Source organism: Duganella sp. CF458 (genome assembly GCF_900113115.1).
Classification (GTDB): Bacteria; Pseudomonadota; Gammaproteobacteria; order Burkholderiales; family Burkholderiaceae_D; genus Rugamonas.
This window is the reverse complement of record NZ_FOOF01000002.1, coordinates 121,417-137,991: the sequence shown is the minus strand read 5'-3', so window position 1 is coordinate 137,991 and position 16,575 is coordinate 121,417. Positions and strand designations below refer to the sequence as shown.

18 protein-coding genes and 2 riboswitches are annotated in these 16,575 nt (G+C 64.5%); of the genes, 16 read left to right on the top strand and 2 right to left on the bottom strand.

The genetic code is table 11. From position 1 onward, the window contains the following. Positions 1-10: 10 nt before the first annotated feature. On the bottom strand, positions 11-1,648 hold the full coding sequence (locus tag BM269_RS03820) for a DUF1800 domain-containing protein (protein ID WP_090435715.1): 1,638 nt from the start codon (positions 1,646-1,648) through the stop codon (positions 11-13). Between the two features lie 172 nt (positions 1,649-1,820). Beyond that, positions 1,821-2,028: riboswitch (cobalamin riboswitch) on the top strand. Between the two features lie 122 nt (positions 2,029-2,150). On the opposite strand from BM269_RS03820, the gene BM269_RS03815 reads away from it, so the two are divergent. The 16 genes from BM269_RS03815 (at position 2,151) to BM269_RS03740 (ending at position 15,926) form a co-directional block, all read left to right on the top strand. Next, positions 2,151-2,831, top strand: a complete 681-nt coding sequence (locus BM269_RS03815) for an energy-coupling factor ABC transporter permease (RefSeq protein ID WP_090435714.1) — start codon at positions 2,151-2,153, stop codon at positions 2,829-2,831. Continuing rightward, the gene (locus BM269_RS03810) at positions 2,828-3,151 is read left to right on the top strand and encodes an energy-coupling factor ABC transporter substrate-binding protein (RefSeq protein WP_090435713.1); all 324 of its coding nucleotides are present in this window, start codon (positions 2,828-2,830) and stop codon (positions 3,149-3,151) included. Before BM269_RS03815 ends, BM269_RS03810 begins: the two co-directional genes overlap by 4 nt. Beyond that, positions 3,141-3,875, top strand: a complete 735-nt coding sequence (cbiQ, locus tag BM269_RS03805; protein WP_170860275.1) for a cobalt ECF transporter T component CbiQ — start codon at positions 3,141-3,143, stop codon at positions 3,873-3,875. Before BM269_RS03810 ends, cbiQ begins: the two co-directional genes overlap by 11 nt. Continuing rightward, positions 3,872-4,735, top strand: a complete 864-nt coding sequence (locus BM269_RS03800; RefSeq protein ID WP_090435711.1) for an energy-coupling factor ABC transporter ATP-binding protein — start codon at positions 3,872-3,874, stop codon at positions 4,733-4,735. Before cbiQ ends, BM269_RS03800 begins: the two co-directional genes overlap by 4 nt. After that, entirely contained in the window at positions 4,732-5,523 is a 792-nt protein-coding gene (gene cobM / locus BM269_RS03795) for a precorrin-4 C(11)-methyltransferase (protein WP_090435710.1), read from the top strand. The genes BM269_RS03800 and cobM overlap by 4 nt, the downstream gene beginning before the upstream one ends. Then, positions 5,520-6,434 (top strand): sirohydrochlorin chelatase, encoded by a 915-nt coding sequence (locus BM269_RS03790; RefSeq protein ID WP_229204493.1) that lies wholly within the window; start codon positions 5,520-5,522, stop codon positions 6,432-6,434. Before cobM ends, BM269_RS03790 begins: the two co-directional genes overlap by 4 nt. Beyond that, on the top strand, positions 6,431-7,111 hold the full coding sequence (locus tag BM269_RS03785; protein ID WP_090435709.1) for a precorrin-8X methylmutase: 681 nt from the start codon (positions 6,431-6,433) through the stop codon (positions 7,109-7,111). The genes BM269_RS03790 and BM269_RS03785 overlap by 4 nt, the downstream gene beginning before the upstream one ends. Then, the gene (locus BM269_RS03780) at positions 7,108-8,319 is read left to right on the top strand and encodes a cobalt-precorrin-5B (C(1))-methyltransferase (RefSeq protein WP_090435708.1); all 1,212 of its coding nucleotides are present in this window, start codon (positions 7,108-7,110) and stop codon (positions 8,317-8,319) included. The genes BM269_RS03785 and BM269_RS03780 overlap by 4 nt, the downstream gene beginning before the upstream one ends. 4 nt (positions 8,320-8,323) lie before the next feature. After that, positions 8,324-9,640 carry a precorrin-6y C5,15-methyltransferase (decarboxylating) subunit CbiE gene (cbiE, locus tag BM269_RS03775; RefSeq protein WP_090435707.1) on the top strand — a complete coding sequence of 439 codons (1,317 nt, stop codon included), beginning with the start codon at positions 8,324-8,326 and terminating at the stop codon, positions 9,638-9,640. Further along, entirely contained in the window at positions 9,601-10,428 is an 828-nt protein-coding gene (gene cobI / locus BM269_RS03770; RefSeq protein WP_090435706.1) for a precorrin-2 C(20)-methyltransferase, read from the top strand. Before cbiE ends, cobI begins: the two co-directional genes overlap by 40 nt. Next, positions 10,425-11,189 carry a cobalamin biosynthesis central domain-containing protein gene (locus BM269_RS03765; RefSeq protein WP_170860274.1) on the top strand — a complete coding sequence of 255 codons (765 nt, stop codon included), beginning with the start codon at positions 10,425-10,427 and terminating at the stop codon, positions 11,187-11,189. Before cobI ends, BM269_RS03765 begins: the two co-directional genes overlap by 4 nt. After that, positions 11,186-11,590, top strand: a complete 405-nt coding sequence (locus tag BM269_RS03760) for a cobalamin biosynthesis protein (protein WP_255372304.1) — start codon at positions 11,186-11,188, stop codon at positions 11,588-11,590. The genes BM269_RS03765 and BM269_RS03760 overlap by 4 nt, the downstream gene beginning before the upstream one ends. Continuing rightward, a complete protein-coding gene (cobJ, locus tag BM269_RS03755; protein WP_090435705.1) occupies positions 11,587-12,588 on the top strand; it encodes a precorrin-3B C(17)-methyltransferase in 1,002 nt (333 codons plus the stop codon). Before BM269_RS03760 ends, cobJ begins: the two co-directional genes overlap by 4 nt. Then, positions 12,585-12,935 carry a (2Fe-2S) ferredoxin domain-containing protein gene (locus BM269_RS03750; protein WP_090435704.1) on the top strand — a complete coding sequence of 117 codons (351 nt, stop codon included), beginning with the start codon at positions 12,585-12,587 and terminating at the stop codon, positions 12,933-12,935. The genes cobJ and BM269_RS03750 overlap by 4 nt, the downstream gene beginning before the upstream one ends. Next, on the top strand, positions 12,919-13,578 hold the full coding sequence (bluB, locus tag BM269_RS03745) for a 5,6-dimethylbenzimidazole synthase (protein WP_090435703.1): 660 nt from the start codon (positions 12,919-12,921) through the stop codon (positions 13,576-13,578). The genes BM269_RS03750 and bluB overlap by 17 nt, the downstream gene beginning before the upstream one ends. Before the next feature lies 1 nt (position 13,579). Beyond that, positions 13,580-13,808, top strand: a riboswitch (cobalamin riboswitch). 72 nt (positions 13,809-13,880) lie between these two features. Next, the gene (locus BM269_RS03740; RefSeq protein ID WP_229204491.1) at positions 13,881-15,926 is read left to right on the top strand and encodes a TonB-dependent receptor; all 2,046 of its coding nucleotides are present in this window, start codon (positions 13,881-13,883) and stop codon (positions 15,924-15,926) included. On the opposite strand, the gene BM269_RS03735 is transcribed toward BM269_RS03740, so the two are convergent. After that, a complete protein-coding gene (locus BM269_RS03735) occupies positions 15,875-16,552 on the bottom strand; it encodes a TetR/AcrR family transcriptional regulator (protein ID WP_090435966.1) in 678 nt (225 codons plus the stop codon). The two genes, BM269_RS03740 and BM269_RS03735, sit on opposite strands and share 52 nt — an antisense overlap. Positions 16,553-16,575 lie beyond the last annotated feature (23 nt).

The window sequence follows — 16,575 nt, the reverse complement described above, 5'->3', positions numbered from 1 at the left end:
GGTGGGGGCCTTATTTCTGTACGATGAATTCAGGGGACGCCATGACCAGCGTGAGCGCGGCGTACACGCGGTTGGCGCGTGCGGCGTCGGTGCCGGTGGCCATGCTGGTGACGGCGGTGCGGATCAGGGTGACGGTGTCGGCACTCAGCTGGCCGGCGGCCAGCACCAGGTTGATCTCGTCGACCAGCCCCGGTACGTTGTCGGCCAGCGGCAGCAGCGTGGAATAGTCGGCCTTGACGTCGCCGATGCCCTTGCTGATGGCCGTTTGCATGTAGTTGGCGTAGCCGACCACGCTGGTTTCGTTCACGATCTGGAATTCCGGCGCGACCACGCCCAGCGCCGGCGGCACATAGCCGGGGCGGAAGAAGTTGAACACGCTCGGCGAACGCAGCGGGCTTTGGCCGAGGCGGGACGCGGGCTCGCTGGTATTGCCGATGGCCCAGGCATCGCTTGGCGAGGTCACGTTGTACGCGCGCGCCCAGGCGGTGAAGCGCAGGACGGGTTCGCGCACCTTGCCGAACGTGGTGGAACTGAGGTTGGACGCGTTGCGTGCTTCCTGGTCCAGCAGGATCGCCTTGACCACCGCTTTCAGGTCGCCTTTGACTCCGCTGCCGTTGTTGTTGAAGACAGCGGCCACGCGCGCCACATAGTCCTTCGCAGGATTACTGGTGACCAGGCGCTGGATCAGTTGTTTCGAGACGAACGGCGCCACGTTGGGATGCGCGAAAATCGCGTCGAGCGCCTGGTTCAGAGCCGTTGCGGCATCGACGCCGCTGGCGATCGTGGTGCCGAGGAAGGTCTTTTCGCCGGGCTCGTACTTGTTTCCGACCTGGACCATCGGGCGCTTGCGGTAGTCAGGCGTATCGTTGGTGCCGCCGGCGAGATCGGAGTCCCAGCCGGTGAACACGCGGGCCAGGCCGGAAATGTCGGCTTGGGTATAGGTTTCCTGCTCGCTCGGCGTGCCGTTCGTGTTCAGTTTCAGCAGGCCGATGGTGAACAGCTGCAGGAGCTCGCGGGCGTAGTTCTCGTCCGGCATGGAACCGGTTTTCGGATTCGCCTTGGCGTTGCCGCGATAGGTCAGGTATTCGCCCATGGCCGTCGACAAGGTGATCTGCTGCAGCAAGGTGCGGTAGTTGCCGAAGGCATTAGCCTCCAGGATGTCCATATAGGCGGCGCCGGTGAAGGCGCGCCAGGCACCGGTGAAGCCGTCCAGCGAAGCGACCACGATTTCGGACAGGGCCAGCGTCACGCGCTGGCGCAGGGTATCGGGGGACTTGAGCAGCTTGAACCACAGCGCGGCGTCGATGCCGGCCTGGTTGTTTTTGTTGTCGATGGCGTTGAAGCCTTTGGCCATCAGCCAGTCCCAACGCGATTGGGTAGCCGGCATGGCCATTTGCTCGTCCAGCCATTTGCTGTAGCCGACGGTCTGCACCCGCGTCATCTGTTCATGCGTGGCGCCCATCGAAGCCTGGGCGAGGAAGCGCGCAGCCTGTGCGTTGGCAATCGATTCGACCACGGACGGGGAAGTGCTGCCGCTGTCACTCCCACCCTCGCTGCCGCCGCCGCCGCAAGCCGTCAGCAATGTTGCCGCAGCCAGCGCCACGGGGAGTGTTGGCAAGCTCTCCTTACCTTCGATTGTGTCGTCCATTGTTGCCCCTTGGAAATTTCCTGGAGGGAGCAGTATAGCTAGAAATGGTTGGGAAAAACCTATCGTGCGCAGCGATTGTCTGTTTTATTCCACCCCGCCAAGGCTAGTCAGACGTGACTTGTTTCGTGAAAGTTTTCTGCGCACGGGCGTTTGCCAGTCGCAAGTTCTTTAATGTACTATTCGGCAATTGGGTGCGCGCGTCCTGTCCAGGATGCGCGTTAAACGGGAAACCGGTGACGCTGCCATATGCAGCCATTCCGGTGCAGCCCCCGCTGCTGTAAGCCTGACGACTTCGGAAATACGCCACTGCGCTTTGCGCGGGAAGGCCCGAAGGAGGATGAAGGCGAGCCAGAATACCGGCCCGATACTACCAGCACTATTCTCCGGGGTGAAGGGAAGCCGCTGTCGACCGGCTTCCTGCGTCTTGTCCGCCGCCCCTGTCGACCGTCCTCCTGCTCTCCCCTGATAGTGCTTTCATTGACCATTCGACGGGAGGTTTCGAATGCATATCATGGAAGGTTTCCTGCCGCCTGCGCACGCGCTGGGCTGGGCAGCCGTATCCATTCCCTTCCTGGCCTGGGGCTTGCGCAGCATGGCGCTCGGCCTGCAGGCGCACCCCGAACGGCGCATGCTGTTGGGCGTTGCTTCGGCCTTTGCGTTCCTGCTGTCGGCGCTGAAGCTGCCGTCCGTAACGGGCAGCTGCTCGCATCCGACCGGCGTCGGGCTGGGCGCGCTGTTGTTTGGCCCCGCCGCGATGGTGCCGGTTGGCTTTGTCGTGCTGCTGTTCCAGGCCTTGCTGCTGGCGCATGGCGGCTTGACCACGCTTGGCGCCAATGTGTTTTCCATGGCGGTCGTCGGGCCTTTCGTCGCCTATGGCGTGTTTCGTATTGTGGCCGCAATTGGCCTGCCACGCGCCGGCGCAGTGTTCCTGGCCGCCTTCATTGGTGACCTGGCGACCTACCTGACCACCTCCGCACAATTGGCCTGGGCCTTTCCTGATCCGGTCGGCGGCATGGGCGCTTCGTTCGCCAAGTTCGCCGGCATCTTCGCATTGACGCAACTGCCGATCGCCATCAGCGAGGGCTTGCTCACCGTGTTGGTGGTGAACGCGATGGCCCGCTTCAATGCACATGAACTGCGCCTGCTGCCGGTCATGGCCCTGGTGAAAGGGAAAGCCGCATGAAGGCGCGCACCACATTGATCTGGGTCGCCATCGTCCTGTTGACGGTGATGCCGCTATGGTTTGCCGGCGAGACGCCGGCAGCATTCAGCGGCGCAGACTTCCGTGCGCAGCAGGCGATCGGTACCATTGCGCCGAATTACAAGCCCTGGTTTGCGCCGCTGTTCGAGCCTCCGAGCGGCGAAGTCTCGTCGCTGCTGTTCGCGCTGCAGGCAGCCATTGGCGCCGTGGTGATCGGATTCTGGCTCGGCATGTCGGTGGCGCGCGAGCGGGAGCGGCGCTGCGCAAAGCAGGATGCCGGACAGGATACCCATGCGGATTGACGCAACGGCCTACGCCTGCCGCTGGCAGGACGTCGCGCCGGCAGCCAAGGGCGGGTTTGCGCTTGCGGGAATGGTTTCGGCCTGGCTGGCTTGCAAACCGGGCACGCTGGCCATACTCGCGCTGCTGTCCATGCTGGGCACACTGGCCGGCGCGCGCGTCCCATTGCGTACCTACCTCGCAGTAGCGCTCGCCCCGCTCAGCTTCGTTTTGTTGTCCTGCCTGACGATGCTGGTCATCGCCACCGGCGACGGCAGCTGGCGTTGGGCGCCGGAGCTGCTGCCGACAGTTGCGCACATTGCCCTGCGCTCGGTCGCCGCGCTGGCTGCGGTGCTCGGGCTGGTGCTGACCACCCCGATGCCGGACTTGCTGGCATTGCTGCGCCGCTTGCGCACGCCGGAACTCCTGCTGGACCTGATGGCGCTGTGCTACCGCATGCTGTTCGTGCTGCGCCAGGCATGGGACGAAGGCAGCACCGCGCAGGCCGCGCGGCTCGGGCATCGCGGCTTGCGCAAGCAATGGAGGTCGACGGGCCTGCTGGCGGGGCAAATGGCGGTGCAGGTGTGGCAGCGCGCATCGGCACTGCAGATGGCGTGCGACGCGCGCGCCTGTCAAGGTGGATTGCGTTTCATGCCTGCATCCTTCCCCCGTACGCGACGCCAGCTTGGCCTGTCGCTGCTGGCCAGCGCGCTGCTTCTGGCACTCTCCCTGCGGGACCGCCTATGACGCCCTTGATTGAACTGCAAGCGGTGGAGCACGTATTCGCCGACGGCAGCACCGGCCTGCGCGGCTGCACGCTGTCGCTGGCGCCGGGACGCCGTCATGCAATGCTTGGCGCCAACGGCGCCGGCAAGACCACCTTGCTGCTTCACCTGAACGGCCTTCTCCGCCCAAGCGCAGGGCAGTTGCGCTGGAACGGCCGAGCCTATGACTATCGCCGCAGCGCCCTGGCCGCCTTGCGCAGCCGGGTCGGCCTGGTATTCCAGAATCCGGACCGCCAGCTCATCTCCGCGTTGGTCGAAGAGGATGTGGCATTCGGCCCGCTGAACCTGGGACTCGATGACGCCACCGTGCGCGAACGTGTCGCCGCAGCGCTTGACGCAGTTGGCCTTGGCGGCTTCGGCCGCCGTCCCGTCCACCACCTGAGCTTTGGCCAGAAGAAGCGCGTCTGCATCGCCGGCGTGCTGGCCATGGAGCCCGAGGTGCTGCTGCTGGACGAACCCATGGCAGGCCTGGACGCACCGATGCAGGCCGAACTCGAAGCATTGCTGGATCGCCAGGCCGCACGCGGCGTGACGGTCGTGCTGTCCACCCACGACGTCGACTTTGCTTACCGATGGGGCGACGAGATCCACATGATGGCTGCGGGCAGGTGCATCGCCTCGACACCGGCACTGGAATTAGCTTCGCAGCGCGAGGCACTGCACGCCGCCGGCCAGCGCATGCCGCATGCGCTGGCATTGCACGCCGAACTGGCGAAGCGCGGCCTTCTTGCCGCTGGCACCACCCTGCGCAGCGTTGATGCCGTGCTGGCCGCCCTGCGTGCGCAGCCGGTCCACGAACACACAGGAGAATTTCAGACATGACACTCGGCCCTATAGGCAAAGTCTGGTTTGTCGGCGCCGGTCCCGGCGATCCCGAATTGATCACGCTCAAAGGACAGAAGCTGCTGGCGCAAGCCGGCGCGGTGCTGTTCGCCGGCTCGCTGGTCGACCGGGCCGCGACGCTGTACGCGCCGCCCGGCTGCGTGATCCGCGATTCGAAAGACATGACGCTGGAAGAAATGACAGCCTGGCTGATCGAACAAACACGCGCGCACGCCACCGTAGTACGGCTGCAAACCGGCGATCCCGGCCTGTACGGCGCGCTGATCGAAATGGCGCGCCCGCTCAGTGCGGAAGGGATTGAATGGGCCGTCGTACCCGGCGTTTCGTCCGCCATGGCCTCGATGGCCGCCGCCGGCGAATCAATGACCTTGCCCGAGGTGACGCAAAGCGTGATCTTCACGCGCGTCGAAGGACGGACGCCAATGCCGGAAGGCGAAGACCTGGCCGGCCTGGCAGCACACCGGACCACCCTGTGCATTTTCCTGTCGATCACCCTGATGTACAAGGTCGAAGCCGCGCTGCGCGCGGCAGGCTGGCCGGAAGACGCGCCAATGCTGGTGGTGCACAAAGCCAGTTGGCCGGGCGAGGAAAAGATCCTGCGCGGCACCCTGGCCGACATCAAGCAGCGCTGCCGCGAAGCCGGCGTCGCCAGCCAGGCCATGATCGTCGCCAGCCCCACGCTGGGCGCACTGCACTGGGAAACCCTGGTGCGCTCCAAGTTATACGACCCAACTTTCACCCACCGTTTCAGAAAGGCCAGCGCATGAACCAACCCATCATGATGCCAGCGATTGCAGCAGCGAGCGATACCATCCTCGTCGTCGGCCATGGCTCCCGCGAGGAGTCCGGCAACCAGGAAATCCGTGACTTTGTGGACATGTGGCGGGCACGCCGGCCAGGCTGGCGTATCGAGCTTTGCTTCATCGAGTTCGCGCCGCCCGAGCTGAATGCCAGCCTGCAGTCGGTGGCCGCGAATTCGCGCCGCGTACTGGTAGTGCCGCTGATCCTGAACGCCGCCGGCCACGTCAAGATGGAGATTCCGGAAGCGATCGAAGGCGCGCGCATCGCCTGCCCACAGACGGAATTCCTCCTGGCACCCCATCTGACCGCCTGCGATCCGGTGCTGGCCATTCTCAAGCGCCGCCTGCGCAAGGCCATGGGCACCCTGGACATGCCCGATCCGACCACGACCGGCGTGGTGGTGCTGGGGCGCGGCTCTTCCGACCGCGGCGCCAACGGCGAGATGGCCAAGATCTCGCGCTGGCTGCTGGAAGAGGGCGACCACGAACTGGTGGATCTCGCCTTCACCGGCATCACTTGGCCGCGCCTGGAGAAAGTCGTGCAACGCCAGGTGACGCTGGGCATGCGCCAGGTCGTAGTGCTGCCTTACTACCTGTACACCGGCACGCTGATGCAACGCATCCACCGCCAGGTCGAACACCTGCGCGGCCAGTATCCGCATGTGCGTTTTGCCTGCACCGAGCATTTCGGCTTCGAGGACGAGATCTTCGATCTGATGGACCAGCGCGTGGAAGACTTGCGCGCCGGCGCGCCGGACAGCCGCTTGCCTTGCGACGGCTGCAGCTACCGCGAGATCGCGCACGACCTGGGTCACGGCCACTCTCATTCGCACACGCATGATCATCCCCATGCACATGCGGAGGCGCAGCCGGCATGAGCACCATCAACACCGTCACCGAACAACTGACCCGCGCCGGCCAGGTGATCGAGCATGACAGCTTCGCCATCATCGATGCCGAAGTCGGTTCGCACACCTACACCGAATCGCAGTGGCCGATCGTGCGGCGCATGATCCATGCGAATGCGGACTTCGACTTCAACGGCCTGACCGACTTCCATCCCTCGGCAGTGCGGGCCGGTATCGCGGCGATGCTGGCTGGCGGGACGCCCGTGGTGGCCGACGTCGAGATGATCTGCTCCGGCCTGTCGCAACCGCGCCTGGCGCACTTCGGCATGAAGACGCACCAGTTCATCAGCGATCCCGACGTCATCGACGCGGCGAGAACGGAAGACACCACGCGCGCTGTGCAAGCGATGCGCAAGGCGCACCGGCTTGGCCTGCTGGAAGGCGCTATCGTCGGCATCGGCAATGCACCGACTGCGCTGATCGAGCTGGTCAGGCTGATCCGCGAAGAGGGTGTGCGCCCTGCGCTGGTGGTTGGCATGCCGGTCGGTTTCGTCTCCGCCGCCGAATCCAAGGACCTGATGGCGGAAGTAGCCGAGGTGCCGTGGATCGTCATTCGCGGCCGCAAAGGCGGCTCGACGCTGGTGGTCGCGGCCCTGCATGCGCTGCTGGCTCTGGCCGAGGCAAAGCAGAAGGCAGGGCAGGCATGAAAGAGAAAGCTGCTGCCGAACGCGGCACACGCACCGGTTTCACGACCGGCGCCTGTGCTGCCGCGGCGGCGCGCGCTGCGGTGCTTGGCCTGGCAACCGGACAAGTTCCGGGCGAGATCGAAAGCCTTCTGCCGAATGGCAGCCGGGTACGCTTCGCCGTGCACGACGGCGGCTGCAACGCGCAATCTGCGCACGCCATGGTGGTCAAGTTCGCCGGCGACGATCCCGATTGCACCGATGGCGCCCACCTGACGGTCGATTTGCGCCTGCTGCCCGGCCGGGCCGGCGACGTGCAGTACGTGGCCGGCGATGGCGTCGGCACTGTCACCATGCCCGGTCTCGGCCTGGAAGTAGGCGGGCCGGCGATCAACCCTGTACCGCGCCGTAATATCGCCGACAACCTGCGCGAAGCCGCACCGGCCCTGCTGCAGGAGCACGGCATCGAAGTCACCATCAGCGTGCCGGATGGGCAAGTGATGGCCAAGAAGACCACCAATGCGCGCCTGGGAATCCTGGGCGGCATCAGCATCCTTGGCACCACCGGTATTGTCAGGCCATATTCGACTGCAGCCTGGCGTGCCAGCGTGGTGCAGGGCGTGCAGGTAGCGGCGACCACCGGGCACGAAGTGGTGGCGCTGACCACCGGCGGCCGCACGGAGACCTTTGCCATTGCCACGCTGCGCGCCGAGCGCCCTGAACTGCCTTCCGCCTGCTTCGTCCAGATGGGCGATTTCCTGCGCTACGCGCTGGACGAAGCGGCTTCGCAACGCATCGGCCTCGTCGTGCTGGCGGTGATGGTGGGCAAGCTGACCAAGATAGCGCAAGGCGAAACGATCACCCACGCCAACCGCAGCGAAGTCGATACCGACCTGGTCGCCGACATCGCGCGCAAGATCGGCGCCGCGCCTGAGGACTGCGCCGCCATCGCGGCCGCGGAAACCGCGCGCTTTGGCGCCGAACTGATGGTCGAACGGGGCTTGGGCGACGCCTTTCACCACGCGCTGGCGCAAGCCGCCATCGACACGCTTACCGCGCCCGAGCGCTATGGCCGCGTCTTCCAGCTGCGCGTGCTGGTGTGCGATTTCAGCGGCAACCAGGTGGCCGACGTGTGGTCCGCGCCTGCGCTGCCGCAAGAGCGGCCTGACGATGCAAGGCGCATCGGCATCGACCATATCCTCGATATCGACCCCGAACCAATTTCAGAGTGAGCCAATGGATACCTGTTTAACCGATCCCAATCCCTGCCGCGTCATCGGCGTGCTCGATGACGGCGCGGCCAGCCTGAATGCGACCGCGCTGGCCTGGCTGCGCAACGCCGACGTGGTCATCGGCGGTGCCCGCACGCTCGCGCTGCTGAAGAATGAATTCAAGGAGGGCGCCCTCTGCCGCGACCTGACCGCGCGGCTGAAGGACGTTCCCGAATGGGTCCGCGCCGCACGCGCCGACAACCTGTGCTGCGTCGTGCTGGCCACGGGCGATCCGCTGTGCCACGGCATCGCGCCATACCTGGCTCAGCACTTGTGCGTGCAGGCGCTGGATATCCTGCCCAACCTGTCGACGCTGCAACTGGCTTGCGCGCGCATCGGTCTGGCCTGGCAGGACGCGCGCATCGTGTCGGTCCACGCGCGCGATGCCGGCGAATGGTCGCGCGGCAGCACGCCGGGTCACGGCCTGTACGGTCTGGCCCAGGCGCTGCGCCAGTATTCGCGCCTGCTGGTGCTGACCAGCCCCGACAACAGTCCCGACCGCATTGCCCGGCTGCTGCTGGCCGAAGGCCTGGGCGACGATTTCCACATGGCGGTCGCGGAGAACCTGCTGCAGCCGGAAGAGCGCGTGCTGGCCGAGCTTAGTCCACAGGAAGCGGCGGGCATGCGCTTCGCCGCCCTGAACGTGGTGTTGCTGTGGCGGGTGACACCGATGCCGCGTCCTGTGCGTTTCGGCCTGGCGGATGCGGAATTCGAACAACGCCAGCCGGAGAAGGGCCTGATCACCAAGCAGGAAGTACGCGCCGTCAGCCTGGCGCGGCTGCAGCTTCGGACCGACAGCGTGGTGTGGGACATCGGCGCAGGTTCCGGCTCGGTAGGACTGGAAGCTGCGCGCCTTTGTCCACAAGGTCACGTGTTTGCCATTGAAAAGAACGACGAAGATTGTGCCATCGCCGGCCGCAATCACGCCGCCTTCGGCGTCGCAAACTATAGCCTGTATCACGCCAAGGCACCGGAAGGCCTGGATGCCTGGCCCGATCCGGACGCGGTGTTCATCGGCGGTTCGGGCGGGGAACTGGCAGGCCTGATCACCGGTATTCTTCGCCGCCTGCGCTCGAACGGCACCCTGGTGATGAACTTCGTCACGCTGGAGAACCTGGCCACCGCCACCGCCGCGTTGCAGGCGCTGGAAGGCGAGGGTGTGTCCTGGGACGTCTTGCAGCTGCAGGCTGCACGCAGCAAACCGATCCTGCACATGCACCGCATGGCGGCCGAGAACCCTGTATGGATCGTCTGCGCGCGCCGCGTGGGAGGGCAGGCATGAGCGGCACCTTATGGGGAATTTCGCTTGGTCCCGGCGATCCGGGCCTGATTACGCGCGCAGCCTGGGAAGCGTTGCAGCGCCGCGATGCCATATGGGTCTATCCCGCCCGCAGCGGCAAGACGCCCAGCTACGCGCTGGATATCGTGCTGCGCGCCGGCCTGGAGCCGCCAACAGAGCATGAACTGCTGCTGTTCCCCATGACGCACGATGGCGAAAAGCTCGCGCGCGCCTGGCTGAAGGCCGCCCAAACCGTGCTGCCCTGGCTGCGCGCAGGACGCGACGTATTGTTCCTGGTCGAAGGCGACGCCAGCACCTACGCCACGTTCGGCCACCTGGCGCGTACCGTGCGGGCAATGGACGACCAGGTCGCGGTCCAGGTCATCGCTGGCGTCAACTCTTTCACCGCCGCCTGCGCCGACGTTCAGGTGCCATTCGCCGAGCAGGACGACACAGTGGCCATTGTGCCCGCCGCATATGGCGTAAGCGCCGTCGACCGCCTGCTGCCCGACTTCGACACCCTGGTGCTGATGAAGGTAAAGCCGCTGCTGGACGAGCTGATCGACTGGCTGGAACGCGAAGACCTTCTGCCCGGTGCACATTTCATCGAACGCGTTGGCGCGCCCGACGAACGCCGTTTCAGCGCCGGCGAGATTCTTGCGCTGCGCGGCACCAAGGTCAGCTACCTGTCGCTGTTGATCCTCAAACACCCGCATCGCATTCGCGGCGAACGAATCAAGGGCTGCCTCAAAAAAGCCGGCCCTCAACCAACCTCCCTGGAGACTGCATGAGCAGCTTATCAATTGTCGACACAGCCGCGCCGCGCCTGTGCCTGGTGGCCATCACAAAGCACGGCGCAGCACAGGCAGTACGCCTGGCGGCCGATCTGCCCGGCGCCGACATCTGCACTTCCGCCAAGTTCGCAGCACAGTTTGCCGGCCTGCCGAATGCGCTGCACGCCTACGACGGCGCGTTGCGCGACGAGATCGGTCCCCTGTTTGAAGGATATGACCAGATCGTATTCTTCGTTTCGCTGGGCGCCGTGGTGCGCCTGATCGCGCCACACCTGCGCAGCAAAGACGAAGACCCCGGCGTGATCGTGGTCGACGACGCCGGCCAGTACGTGATCCCGATGCTGTCCGGCCACGTCGGCGGCGCCAATGAATGGAGCGAGCGCGTGGCCGACTTGCTGGGTGCGGCGCCTGTGCTGACCACCGCGTCCGATGTCGGCCGCACAATTCCCGTCGATATCCTAGGCCGGCACCTCGGCTGGCGCGTGGAAGCCCCCAAGATCAACATTACGCGCGTTTCGGCACACGTCGTGAACGGCGAGCCGATCGCCTTCGTACAGGAAGCAGGCAGCCCGGACTGGTGGACCCGCCCAACGCCGCTGCCGGACAACATCCACTTCTTCAAGAGCTTTGACGACGTGCTGCTGGAGCGTTACACGGCCCTGCTGTGGGTGACCCATGCCGAAGTGCCGCAAGAACGCTGGAACGCACTGCACGAGCGTTTGGTGGTCTATCGTCCTCCGCAGGATGGCGCAGCGTGAGTACGTTCACCATCGGCCTGGGTTGCGACCGCGGCGCCATGTTGCAAACGGTACGCGATGCGGTGCAGGCTGCACTGCGGGAAGCCGGTGCCGAGCCCGGCCAAGTGAGCGCCGCCGCGAGCATCACGCTGAAGCGCGATGAACAGGCTTTGCTCGCCTTTGCACAGGAAAACGGCTGGTCCCTGCACTTCTACGCGCCGGAAGAGCTGGCAGCGGTGCCTGTACCGAATCCCTCCGAGACCGTTCGCCACTACACCGGCACCCCTTCGGTCAGCGAGGCGGCCGCGCTGCTGGCCGCCGGCGCAGGCACGCCAATGACCGCCCTGGTGGTCGAAAAATTCAAACTCCGAGGCGCCGACAACCGCAACGTCACCGTCTCAATCGCAAGGAAGAACCCATGAACGCTCCATTCGAACAACCCGCCGCCGCGGGCAAGATCATGCTGGTCGGGATCGGCCCGGGCAGCGTGGACCACATGACGCAACGTGCCCGCGACGCCATCGCCGAAGCAGACGTGGTGATCGGCTACGTCACCTACATCAAGCTGGTGGCCGACCTCATTGAAGGCAAGGAGATCATCCGCAAATCCATGACGGAAGAACTGGATCGCGCCGTCAGCGCGTTGGAGGCAGCGCGTGCCGGCAAGAAGGTCGCCTTGATCTCCTCCGGCGACGCCGGCGTGTACGGCATGGCCGGCCCGACCTACGAGGTGCTGTTCCAGTCCGGCTGGACTCCGGAAGACCCTGTGCAAGTGGAGATCATTCCCGGCGCATCGGCACTGAATAGCTGCGCCGCCCTGGTCGGTGCACCGTTGACCCACGACTTCTGCGCAATTTCACTGTCCGACCTTCTGACGCCCTGGCCAACCATTGCCCGCCGCCTTGACGCGGTGGCCATGGCCGACTTTGTGGTGGCGCTGTACAACCCGAAAAGCGGCCGCCGCACGCGCCAGATCGTGGAAGCACAGCGCCTGTTCCTGCGCCACCGCCGTCCCGATACGCCGGTTGCCATCGTCAAAAGCGCCTATCGCCGTCGCGAGAACATTGTGTTCACTACCCTGGACTGCATGGCCGACGCCGATATCGGCATGCTCAGCACCGTCCTGATCGGCAACAGCAACACCTTCGTGCGCGACGGCCTGATGGTGACGCCACGCGGCTACTCCAACAAATACGATATGCAGGAGGGTGGAGCAACGCGCGAAGGCGAGCGCGCGGGCCGTTCGCTGTCGACCGGCTTGCTGGGATGGCTCGACACGCTGCGTGCCGAGCACGACGCCGGCGCCGGCATCGAAGCACTGGCGGCGCAGTACCGCCTGCCGGCCGACTACATCCGCGCCACGCTGGACGAGCCGTGGGAGGCCGAAACAGGCACCGCAGCCGACGGGAGCGAGGCATGAGCGACATTCCGGTAAAGCCGAAGATCGGCAGCTATCACCGCCACCTGTTGATCTGCACCGGCCCACGCTGCGCCGCCGACGGCCAGTCGCAAGCCTTGTTCGATAGCCTGGGCGACAAGTTCAAGGCTGCCGGCCTGAACGAAGGCGAGCTGCGGGTGAAGCGCAGCCGTGTAAGCTGTTTCGCCGCCTGCAAGGGCGGCCCGATAGCCTGCGTCCAGCCGGACGGCACCTGGTACTACAATGTCACTCCCGAAAACATGGACCGCATCATTGACCAACACCTGTGCAATGGCCAGGCCGTTGAGGAAATCGTGTTCCATCAAAGTGAGAATGGAAGTGCAAAGTAGCTTTGACCAGTCAGAGATTGATGTCGTTTATCGTGTGATTGCCGAACGGCGCGACGTGCGCCATTTCGTGCCCGGTGCAGTCGATGAGGACCTCCTCATGCGCCTTCTGGGTGCCGCGCACCAGGCGCCCAGCGTCGGTCTGATGCAGCCTTGGCGCTTTATCCGCATCCAGCGCCCCGAACTGCGCGAACAGATGTACCGGTTGGTCGACGAAGAACGCCAGGCCACCGGCGCCGCCTTGGGTGATCGCAACGAAGAGTTCATGCGCCTGAAGGTTGAAGGCATCCGCGAGTGCGGCGAAGTGCTGGTGGCAACCCTGATGGACCAGCGCGAAAAGCACATCTTCGGCCGCCGCACCTTGCCTGAAATGGATTTGGCATCCGTGGCCTGCGCCATCCAGAACATGTGGCTGGCCGCCCGCGCCGAGGGCCTTGGCATGGGTTGGGTCTCGCTGTTCGACCCTGCCAAGCTGGCGGCCTTGCTCGGCATACCGGACGGCGGCAAACCGGTCGCCATCATCTGCCTGGGTCACGTCGCCGGCTTCTATCCCAAGCCGATGCTGGAACTCGAGGGATGGGCAACACGCGGCAAGCTGGCCGACCTGGTTTACACCGACAGGTGGCAGGATAACAACAGTGCATAGCGTATAATCGCCGCCGTTTGGTGCCTCGCGCGCGTTCATGCGCGCAGTTAAACGGGAAACACATGGCCGTGCTGCTTCAGCCAGCAAGCCAAGGTGTGCTGCCCCCGCAACGGTAAGCAAGCGTCGTTCTTCAACGACAGGCCGTCTCTCAAGCCACTGTGCGCAAGCATGGGAAGGCAAGACGGTCCGCCTTGCGAGCCCGGATACCGGCCAGACAGGTGGTGCGCGCATCGGCAAGATGCGCGTGCTGTTCGGTCGCGCTCACGGGGAGGTGGGCGGGATTGCCGATTCAAACATCCATAATGAAGAAATCATTGATCCCCATGATCGCGGGGGCCTTGTGCGCTGTCGCGCAGGCACAAGAGCAGGAGACACCAGCAAGGGTGTACGTTGTTGGACACCACTACGACAATGGCATTCGCACTTCCGACGCTGCCAGCGAAGGAACCATTACCGCAACACTGATCGCCAACCGCCCCGCATTGCGACCTGGAGAGATCCTGGAATTCGTTCCGGGCATGATCGTCACCCAGCACAGCGGCGACGGCAAGGCTAACCAGTACTACCTGCGCGGCTTCAACCTGGACCACGGCACCGACTTCGCCACCTTCGTCGACGGCATGCCGATCAATATGCGCACGCACGGGCACGGCCAGGGCTACACAGACCTCAACTTCCTGATCCCGGAGTTGGTGAGCAAGATCCGCTATCGCAAAGGCCCTTATTACGCTGACGAAGGCGACTTCGCTTCGGCCGGTGCTGCACATATGAGCTTGGCGGATAAGCTGAATGAAGGCATTGCGTCGCTGACTGCCGGCGCGCATGCGTATCGCCGTGGCGTGGTGGCGAATTCCACAGAAGTCGGCAACGGCAACCTCCTGTACGCGCTGGATTTGGGCCACAACGACGGTCCATGGCAGATGCCGGAAAGATTCCACAAGTCGATTGGCGTGCTGCGGTACAGCTCAGGAACCGGCGCCGAACGATTCAGCATTACCGGCATGGCGTACAAGGCCGGCTGGCACGCAACCAGCCAGATTCCGCTGCGCGCAGTGCAGGATGGCCGTCTCGACGAATTCGGTGCGGCCGACCCGAGCGACGGCGGCCGCACAGCGCGTTACAGCCTCTCCACCGAATGGCGCAGGCGCGTCGGCGACAGCCTGACGGAGGCGCACGCATATGTGGTGCGTAACGACCTGTCACTGTACAACAACGTCACCTACTTCCTCGACGACCCGGTCAACGGCGACCAGTTCCTGCAGACGGAGCGCCGCAAGATGAGGGGTTTCGACCTGACGCAGACCTGGTTCGGTCAATTCGGTGACCGGTCGATGGAAAACAGCATCGGCGTGCAAGGCCGCTTCGACCGCATCGCACCGGTAGGCCTGTATGCCACGACGCAGCAGCGCGTGCGGCACCCGATCGCCGAGTCACGTGTGACCGAGGGCAGCGTTGCAGCGTGGTTCCAGAACACTGTGCAGTGGACGCCGTGGCTGCGCTCCATCGCCGGCGTGCGCTACGACCGCTACAGCTTTGACGTCGCCAGTTCCATCTCGGAGAATTCCGGGAAGGTGAACGACCATATTGCATCGCCCAAGCTCTCGCTGATCTTGGGCCCCTGGAGCAAGACGGAGTTCTTCGTAAATTACGGCGAAGGCTTCCACAGCAACGATGCCCGCGGTACAACGGCGCGACTATCGCCACGCGAACGCGAGCCGGTCGACCCCGTCACGCCTCTGGTTAAAACTCGTGGCGCGGAAATTGGTGCACGCAGCGAGTTCGTGCCGGGCCTGCAAAGCTCGATGGCACTGTGGCGCCTGCGCTCCGGTTCGGAATTGGTGTTCTCCGGCGATGCCGGCGACACCGCGCCGAGCCGCGCCAGCAAGCGCTCCGGCATCGAGTGGAATAATCACTATGCCGCGACCAAGCAGCTGCTGCTGGACTTCGACCTCGCCTATTCGCGCGCACGCTACACGGAGTTTGACCCAGCAGGTGACCGCGTTCCGGGTGCTGTGGAAAAGGTGGTTTCGTTTGGCGCAACGCTGAACGACATCGGCGCATGGTCCGGCGCTTTCCAGCTGCGCTATTTCGGCCCGCGTCCACTGGTCGAAGACAACAGCGTTCGCTCGTCCAGCACTTCGCTCGCCTACCTGCGCACCACCTATCGCTTTGACCGCCGCTGGCAATTGACGGCCGACGTGTTCAACCTGTTCGACCGCAAGGCAAGCGATGTCGATTACTATTACCCGTCACGCCTTGCCGGCGAACCGGCGGAGGGTGTATCCGACATCCACTTTCATCCCGGCGAACCACGCACGGTGCGTTTGACCTTGCGCGCGGTGTTCTGAGCTGCCAGCCCGGCCAGGTATGCACACAGCATATCGGCCAGGGCGCCTGCATAGGCCTTGATTTCCTTGTCGGTACGCGGCACTTGCGAAAACTGCTGGCCGACAGCGCTGAGCGTATCCATCACCAGGTCGCTCGCCAATGTGCGCTCGGCATCGCTCGCATTGGGCAGCACTTCGTCGATGAAGGCGCGGAACATCCGGTCGCCGGCAGCCTTGGTTTCAATTGCCTCCGGCGCATCGCGGTAAAGCGGCGCAGCATCGTTAAGGGCCGTGCGAACCGCCGCCTCTTCGCATTCCGAATGCACAAAGGCTTGGACCAATTCCCGCAAGCGCGCCAGCGGCGGCTTCGAGGCATCCTGCAGGATTTCGGTCAGCATGGCCGAAGTCTGCCGCCACTCATCGCTCTGCAGCCGGAACAGGATAGAGGCCTTGTTGGGGAAGTACTGGTAGATCGAGCCTACGCTCACGCCAGCCCGCTCCGCCACCCGGGTCGTGGTGAAGCGGCGGGCGCCTTCTTTCGCTAAAACCTGAATAGCTGCCTCCAGGATCGCGCTGACAAGGTCATTGGAGCGGGCCTGTTTGGGCCTTCTTCGCGAGGAGATACGGGCGTTTTTGCTGTCAGTCATATGGTGCTTTGGGAATGCGAATA

Coding starts and splice junctions, on each gene's coding strand:
- cobM (WP_090435710.1), top strand. CDS start 4,732: ATGACACTCGGCCCTATAGGCAAAGTCTGGTTTGTCGGCGCCGGTCCC.
- cobJ (WP_090435705.1), top strand. CDS start 11,587: ATGAACGCTCCATTCGAACAACCCGCCGCCGCGGGCAAGATCATGCTG.
- BM269_RS03820 (WP_090435715.1), bottom strand. CDS start 1,648: ATGGACGACACAATCGAAGGTAAGGAGAGCTTGCCAACACTCCCCGTG.
- bluB (WP_090435703.1), top strand. CDS start 12,919: ATGGAAGTGCAAAGTAGCTTTGACCAGTCAGAGATTGATGTCGTTTAT.
- BM269_RS03750 (WP_090435704.1), top strand. CDS start 12,585: ATGAGCGACATTCCGGTAAAGCCGAAGATCGGCAGCTATCACCGCCAC.
- BM269_RS03790 (WP_229204493.1), top strand. CDS start 5,520: ATGAACCAACCCATCATGATGCCAGCGATTGCAGCAGCGAGCGATACC.
- BM269_RS03810 (WP_090435713.1), top strand. CDS start 2,828: ATGAAGGCGCGCACCACATTGATCTGGGTCGCCATCGTCCTGTTGACG.
- BM269_RS03735 (WP_090435966.1), bottom strand. CDS start 16,552: ATGACTGACAGCAAAAACGCCCGTATCTCCTCGCGAAGAAGGCCCAAA.
- cobI (WP_090435706.1), top strand. CDS start 9,601: ATGGATCGTCTGCGCGCGCCGCGTGGGAGGGCAGGCATGAGCGGCACC.
- BM269_RS03740 (WP_229204491.1), top strand. CDS start 13,881: ATGAAGAAATCATTGATCCCCATGATCGCGGGGGCCTTGTGCGCTGTC.
- cbiQ (WP_170860275.1), top strand. CDS start 3,141: ATGCGGATTGACGCAACGGCCTACGCCTGCCGCTGGCAGGACGTCGCG.
- BM269_RS03785 (WP_090435709.1), top strand. CDS start 6,431: ATGAGCACCATCAACACCGTCACCGAACAACTGACCCGCGCCGGCCAG.
- BM269_RS03800 (WP_090435711.1), top strand. CDS start 3,872: ATGACGCCCTTGATTGAACTGCAAGCGGTGGAGCACGTATTCGCCGAC.
- cbiE (WP_090435707.1), top strand. CDS start 8,324: ATGGATACCTGTTTAACCGATCCCAATCCCTGCCGCGTCATCGGCGTG.
- BM269_RS03780 (WP_090435708.1), top strand. CDS start 7,108: ATGAAAGAGAAAGCTGCTGCCGAACGCGGCACACGCACCGGTTTCACG.
- BM269_RS03815 (WP_090435714.1), top strand. CDS start 2,151: ATGCATATCATGGAAGGTTTCCTGCCGCCTGCGCACGCGCTGGGCTGG.
- BM269_RS03765 (WP_170860274.1), top strand. CDS start 10,425: ATGAGCAGCTTATCAATTGTCGACACAGCCGCGCCGCGCCTGTGCCTG.